Source organism: Bradyrhizobium sp. SHOUNA76 (assembly GCF_023006445.1).
Classification (GTDB): domain Bacteria; phylum Pseudomonadota; class Alphaproteobacteria; order Rhizobiales; family Xanthobacteraceae; genus Bradyrhizobium.
Genome location: NZ_JALBHA010000426.1, coordinates 1 through 5,728, shown reverse-complemented (window position 1 = coordinate 5,728; position 5,728 = coordinate 1). Strand labels below are relative to the sequence as shown.

General features: G+C 64.0%; 7 protein-coding genes. 6 read left to right on the top strand and 1 reads right to left on the bottom strand.

The window, feature by feature from the left end; genetic code table 11:
- The first annotated feature begins 430 nt into the window (after nt 1–430).
- From MOV74_RS29705 to MOV74_RS29695, 3 genes are all read left to right on the top strand, one after another.
- A complete protein-coding gene (locus MOV74_RS29705) occupies nt 431–739 on the top strand; it encodes an EthD family reductase (RefSeq protein WP_246930252.1) in 309 nt (102 codons plus the stop codon).
- Nucleotides 740–945: 206 nt separating this feature from the next.
- Nucleotides 946–1,455: a hypothetical protein gene (locus tag MOV74_RS29700; protein ID WP_246930251.1), complete on the top strand. Its 510-nt coding sequence runs from the start codon at nt 946–948 to the stop codon at nt 1,453–1,455.
- A gap of 130 nt (nt 1,456–1,585) precedes the next feature.
- A complete protein-coding gene (locus MOV74_RS29695; protein WP_246930250.1) occupies nt 1,586–2,410 on the top strand; it encodes an alpha/beta fold hydrolase in 825 nt (274 codons plus the stop codon).
- Between the two features lie 203 nt (nt 2,411–2,613).
- Here MOV74_RS29695 and MOV74_RS29690 read toward each other — a convergent pair whose 3' ends face one another.
- The gene (locus MOV74_RS29690; RefSeq protein ID WP_404979191.1) at nt 2,614–3,255 is read right to left on the bottom strand and encodes a TetR/AcrR family transcriptional regulator; all 642 of its coding nucleotides are present in this window, start codon (nt 3,253–3,255) and stop codon (nt 2,614–2,616) included.
- An 83-nt stretch (nt 3,256–3,338) separates the two neighbouring features.
- Here MOV74_RS29690 and MOV74_RS29685 point away from each other — a divergent pair, with 83 nt between their 5' ends.
- The 3 genes from MOV74_RS29685 to MOV74_RS29675 all read left to right on the top strand — a co-directional run bounded on the left by MOV74_RS29685 (nt 3,339) and on the right by MOV74_RS29675 (nt 5,497).
- Complete coding sequence (locus MOV74_RS29685; RefSeq protein ID WP_246930247.1) at nt 3,339–4,277, top strand: SDR family oxidoreductase; 939 nt, start codon at nt 3,339–3,341, stop codon at nt 4,275–4,277.
- Nucleotides 4,278–4,305: 28 nt separating this feature from the next.
- Entirely contained in the window at nt 4,306–4,965 is a 660-nt protein-coding gene (locus MOV74_RS29680; RefSeq protein WP_246930245.1) for an epimerase, read from the top strand.
- A gap of 82 nt (nt 4,966–5,047) precedes the next feature.
- Nucleotides 5,048–5,497, top strand: coding sequence for a DUF2948 family protein (locus tag MOV74_RS29675; RefSeq protein ID WP_246930243.1), 450 nt, complete (start codon nt 5,048–5,050; stop codon nt 5,495–5,497).
- Nucleotides 5,498–5,728 lie beyond the last annotated feature (231 nt).

Here is a 5,728-nt window from a genome sequence, read left to right as displayed (position 1 = left end):
GTGCCCGGCGTCTATGCCGTCGGCGACGTCCGCTCCGGTTCGGTCAAGCGCGTCGGCGGCGCCATCGGCGAGGGCGCCCAGGTCGTGGCCTCCCTGCACGGCTATCTCGGCGACGCCGCAAAACCGGCGCTTTAAAGCCCGCTCCGGAAAAAGTGTGAAGCGGTTCTCCGCAGGATCGCGCTCACCAATAAGTCAAGCAGAAGACAAGCGCGTGGCAAGACGAATCCGGCTTGCCATCGTGCGGCGTCATGCGTGACTATCTTCCCTCATCCTGAGGGGCGCGCAGCGCGCGCGTCTCGAAGGATGAAGGCCCGGATGCATCTGGGCCTTTCGTGGTTCGCGTGGCGATGCGCAAGCATCGTCCGCAAGCGTGCTTCGCACGCTCCTCACCATGACGATCTACAAACAAAACGCTTAACGGGAGAACTAAATGGCTGAAATCGTCGTGCTCTACAAGACACCCAAGGATGCTGCCGCCTTCGACAAGTACTATGCCGAGACGCATATCCCGCTCGCCAAGAAGCTTCCCGGCCTGAAGAAATACGCCGTCAGCAAGGGGCCGGTCGCATCTCCCGCCGGGCCTTCCGGAATCCATCTCGTCGCCATCCTCACCTTCGATAGCGTGGCCGCCATCCAGTCGGCATTCGGCAGCGAGGAAGGCAAGGCGACCGGCGCCGACGTGCCGAAATTCGCCAGCGGCGGCGCCGACCTCCTGATGTTCGACACCAAGGAAGTGTGAAGGGATCGATTCAACTTTCGTCGAAGGTGACGAACCACCAACTGCTGTCGTTTGCGACAGTGGTACAAAAAATTCAGCCATGCGTTTGTCGATTCGCACGATGACGCATGGCTGCGCACATGCATGCGGCGACAACGCATGTGGCAATTCCATGAGCACCGTAATACTACTCTCCTCATCTCAACGCGGAGAGTAGGAGAGATGTCATGGTCCTTGGCTTGAGCCTGCCTGCCTTCACTTTGGTCCACGTCATCATCAGCCTGATCGCCATCGCCGCCGGCCTCGTCGTGATGTTCGGTCTGCTCGGCTCGAAGTCGATGCCGGGCCTCACCGCGATCTTCTTGGCCTTCACGATCCTGACCAGCGTCACCGGCTTCCTGTTTCCGTTCGAGAAGCTGCTGCCCTCGCACATCATCGGCATCATCTCGCTGGTGCTGCTCGCCATCGCCTGCGTCGCGCTGTACGGCATGAAGCTCTCCGGCGTCTGGCGTCCGGTCTACATCGTGACCGCGATGATCTCGCTCTATTCCAACGTCTTCGTGCTGGTGATCCAGTCGTTCCTCAAGGTACCGGCGCTCGCCGCGCTCGCGCCGGCAGTGGCGCCGGCGCCACCATCTGGTCCCGTGTTCGCGGTGGTGCAGGGCATCGTCCTTGTGTTCTTCGTCGTGATCACCATCGGCGCCTGGCGCCGCTTCAGGCCGATGGCGTTTGCCTGATCACACGATTCTCAACGTTCCCAGTTGATGCGAGACATCGCATTCGGGACCTTGCGCACCTATCTGCGCATCATCGGCGCGTGCTTGATCACGCGTAGCGCAATGGATCTTCACTGAAAGAGAGCAGTCCATGCCCACCATCACCACCAAAGACGGCGTCGAGATCTTCTACAAGGATTGGGGAAGCGGTCAGCCGATCGTATTCAGCCATGGCTGGCCGCTGTCGTCCGACGACTGGGACGCGCAGATGATTTTCTTCGTCAACAACGGCTACCGCGTCATCGCCCATGACCGCCGCGGCCATGGCCGCTCGTCGCAGGTCGCCGACGGTCACGACATAGATCATTATGCCGACGACCTTGCGGCCGTCACCGCGCATCTCGACCTCAACAACGCCATTCATGTCGGCCATTCCACCGGCGGCGGCGAAGTCGTGCATTACATCGCGCGCCACGGCGAGAGCCGGGTGGCGAAGGCCGCGATCCTCTCCGCGGTGCCGCCGCTGATGGTGCAGACCGCGGCCAATCCCGGCGGCCTGCCGAAGAGCGTGTTCGACGATCTCCAGAAGCAACTTGCCGCCAGTCGCACCCAATTCTATCGCGACCTGCCGGCCGGCCCGTTCTACGGCTACAATCGCCCCGGCGCAAAACCGTCGGAAGCGGTGATCCAGAACTGGTGGCGCCAGGGCATGATGGGCGGCGCCAAGGCGCATTACGACGGCATCGTTGCGTTCTCGCAGACTGACTTCACCGAGGACCTCAAGAAGATCAACGTGCCCGTGCTGGTGATGCACGGCGACGACGACCAGATCGTGCCTTACGCCGATTCGGCCCCGCTCTCGGCCAAGCTGCTGAAAAAGGGCACGCTGAAGACCTACAAGGGCTTCCCGCACGGCATGCCGACCACCCACGCCGAGACCATCAACGCGGATCTCCTGGCATTTTTCAGGGAGTAGAGGAGCTGATCTTGCCCTCTCCCCCTTGCGGGAGAGGGTGGCTCGCTGCGCAGCCACGGGTGAGGGGACTCTCTCCGCGAGTCCGGAATCGTAGGGTGGGCAAAGGCGCACTTGCGCCGTGCCCACCATCGATCCGACGCTGCACAGAAATGGTGGGCACGCTTCGCTTTTCCCACCCTACATACCCTCCAGGGGAGTACACCTCACTTCAGTATCGCTCTGATCGCATCGAAGGTGCGCTTGACGAAAATCTCCGGCTTCTCCCGCGCACCTTCGCCAATCCAGCTGTCGCCGCCGACGCGCATCGCGCCTGTGGCGATCATGGCGACGAGGCGCGCCTTCAGCTGGTCCGATTTGGTTCTGGCGCGGCGGGCGAGCCCGTCGGCCAGCGCGAGTTCGAGCTTTTCGTATTTGAGCTGATCGCGGGCCCGAAGCGCGGGATTGTCGCGCTTGAGCCGCGACATCGCCGCGGCTTCCGCCGGATCGATCCGCTTGACCGCCGCTGCGATAACATTTTCCGCGGCCGTCAGCATGGGTTCATCCGCAGGCCGGGCAACAATCTCGGCGACCAAGGCGCTTGCCGCGCCTTCCTGCCAGGCGGCGACCACGTCCTCCTTGGATGCGAAATAATGGAAGAAGCTCCGGCGCGACACGTCCGCCGCTGCTGCGATGTCGTCGATGGTCGTGGCTTCGAAGCCGCGCTCCAGGAACAGCGTCATCGCCGCCCGGGTCAGGCGCGCGCGGGTCTCCTGCTGCTTGCGCTGGCGCAGGCCGGTGCCATCAGGGGAATTTTCGCCTGGGGGCAATGACTTGACGCGTTTCCGGACGACCTTCGAAGGCTTCAAATCGGCTCGCCTCTTGTAAACTTGCACTCAGTGCACATTTAGACCCGTCGCGGGCCTCGTTCCAGCCCCGAACGGAGAATGGCATGACCGACTGGACCATGGCAGATATCCCCTCTCTCGCCGGCAAGACGGCCGTGGTCACGGGAGCGACGGGCGGCCTCGGTTATGAGACGGCGATGGCGCTGGCGGGCGCCGGTGCCATTGTCATACTCACCGGACGCAGCGACGCAAAGGGCCTGCGGGCGATCGAAGGCATTGGCGAGCGGTTTCCCAACGCGCTGATCGCCTACGAGCATCTCGATCTCGCCAGCCTCGCTTCCGTCGCCGATTTCGCCAAGCGCTTTGCCGCCGGCAACGAGCAGGTCGATCTCCTCGTCAACAATGCCGGCGTGATGGCGCTGCCGAAACGGCAGCAAACCGAGGACGGTTTCGAGATGCAGCTCGGCACCAACTATCTCGGCCACTACGCCTTGACGGCGCACCTGTTGCCGCAGCTTCGCCGCGCGAAGGCGCCTCGTGTCGTCAATCTCTCCAGCCTTGCGCACCGCTCCGGCGCGATCAATTTCGACGATCTGCAGGGCAAGCACGCCTATCGCGCGTGGCGCGCCTACAGCCAGTCCAAGCTGGCGATGCTGATGTTTTCGCTCGAATTGCAACGCCGTAGCGACGCGGCCGGCTGGGGCCTGATGAGCCTTGCGGCGCATCCCGGCTTCGCGCGCACCGATCTCGTCGCGAACGGCCTGGGCGCCAACTCGCTGCAGTGGCGGGTCGGCCGGCTACTCCAGCCGCTGTTCAGCCAGTCCGCTGCCGATGGCGCACTGCCAACGCTGTTCGCCGCGACTTCGCCCACAGCGGAGCCCGGCGGATATTACGGTCCGAACGGATTCTACGAAATGAAGGGGGCGCCCGCGGTGGCGAAGATCATGCCGCACGCGAAGGCTCTCGCTGCGGCGGCCATGCTGTGGGATGCCTCGGCGACATTGACTGGTGTATCCTTCGACGAGATCGCGGCCGCCGCTTGAGCCGCGCGAGCCGGTTGGGGACGTCCCGATGCAAGTCATCATCTTCGGCGCGACCGGCATGATCGGGCAGGGCGTTCTGCGCGAATGCCTGATCGATCCCGGCATCGACCGTGTGCTCGTGGTCGGCCGCAGCCCGACCGGCGTGCGCAACGCCAAGCTCGTCGAGATCATCCACGACAATTTTCTGGACTATTCGGCGATCGAAACGCAGCTGACCGGCTTCGGTGCCTGCTTTTTCTGCCTCGGCGTCTCCTCGATCGGCATGCGCGAGGAGCGCTACCGGCATCTTACCCATGACCTCACGCTCGCGGCAGCGACGATGCTGGCACGCCTCAACCCGCAGATGATCTTCACCTACGTCACCGGGGCCGGCACTGATACCACCGAGCAGGGTTCGCGGATGTGGGCGCGGATCAAGGGCAAGACCGAGAACGATCTGCTCAAGCTGCCGTTCAGAGCCGCCTATATGTTCCGGCCGGGTGCGATCCAGCCCCTGCACGGCGCCCGTTCCAAGACCGCCTGGGTGCAGGCGGTCTATACCGCAACCTGGCCCCTCTGGTCGGTGCTGCGCCGGCTCTCGCCGCGGCTCGTCACCTCCACCGAGCAGATCGGTCGCGCCATGATCCGCGTCGCCCGGGAGGGGTATCCGCGGAAGGTGCTGGAAATGGAGGATATCAATGGCCTCTAACCCGCCGACCCGGTAGTTTGGACGGAAATTTCGGGGCCTGTGTGCGTTGAGCCCGATCCACTCCGAAGGAGAAGCGTCGGCGATGCCGCCCCAGCTCAAATTGATCGCACTCGACGCCGACGATCTCGCCGTGATCTCGACCCATGTCCAGGACGCGCATGTCCAGGCCTCCGACATCCTCTGGCGACAAAGCGAGAAGCGGCTTGTGGTCGGGATGAGCCGGCTGGACTGGGAGCAGACGCTGGAGGGCGAGGCCGAGCCGCGTCGGCTGGTCTCCGCGCTCCGCTTCGACCGCGTGCTCGCTTGCAAGTCGCGCAACATCGACCTCACAGCTCCCGACAAGGTCCTGGACCTTGTCGGCATCGAGTTTCACCCGAGGGACGGCCGCGACGAGGAGCCCGCCGGCAGCGCCCTGCTTTTGTTCGCGGAAGGTGGCGCCATCCGGCTCGACGTCGAATGCCTGGAATGCGAGCTGACCGACCTCGGGGCGGATGCACTGGGAACGGGGGTGGAGATCGAGGGGGAGGTGTGAGGTTGCCGGTATACCAGCCGTACCGCCCCCGTGCCCGCGCGCCTTGCGAGGGTTGACGTCGCTTCCCCGCCGCGCCATTGAGCAGGGGACCTGGTGCGCCAACCCGCCCCAAAGACCAGCCAGAAGCCAAGCCAGACATGCCCGTTCGCCTCGACCGCAGCAGCGCCGATTTTGACCAGCGATTCGCGGCCTTCCTTGCCGCCAAGCGCGAGGTCTCGGCCGACGTCGAGG

Coding starts and splice junctions, on each gene's coding strand:
- MOV74_RS29685 (WP_246930247.1), top strand. CDS start 3,339: ATGACCGACTGGACCATGGCAGATATCCCCTCTCTCGCCGGCAAGACG.
- MOV74_RS29680 (WP_246930245.1), top strand. CDS start 4,306: ATGCAAGTCATCATCTTCGGCGCGACCGGCATGATCGGGCAGGGCGTT.
- MOV74_RS29700 (WP_246930251.1), top strand. CDS start 946: ATGGTCCTTGGCTTGAGCCTGCCTGCCTTCACTTTGGTCCACGTCATC.
- MOV74_RS29675 (WP_246930243.1), top strand. CDS start 5,048: ATGCCGCCCCAGCTCAAATTGATCGCACTCGACGCCGACGATCTCGCC.
- MOV74_RS29695 (WP_246930250.1), top strand. CDS start 1,586: ATGCCCACCATCACCACCAAAGACGGCGTCGAGATCTTCTACAAGGAT.
- MOV74_RS29705 (WP_246930252.1), top strand. CDS start 431: ATGGCTGAAATCGTCGTGCTCTACAAGACACCCAAGGATGCTGCCGCC.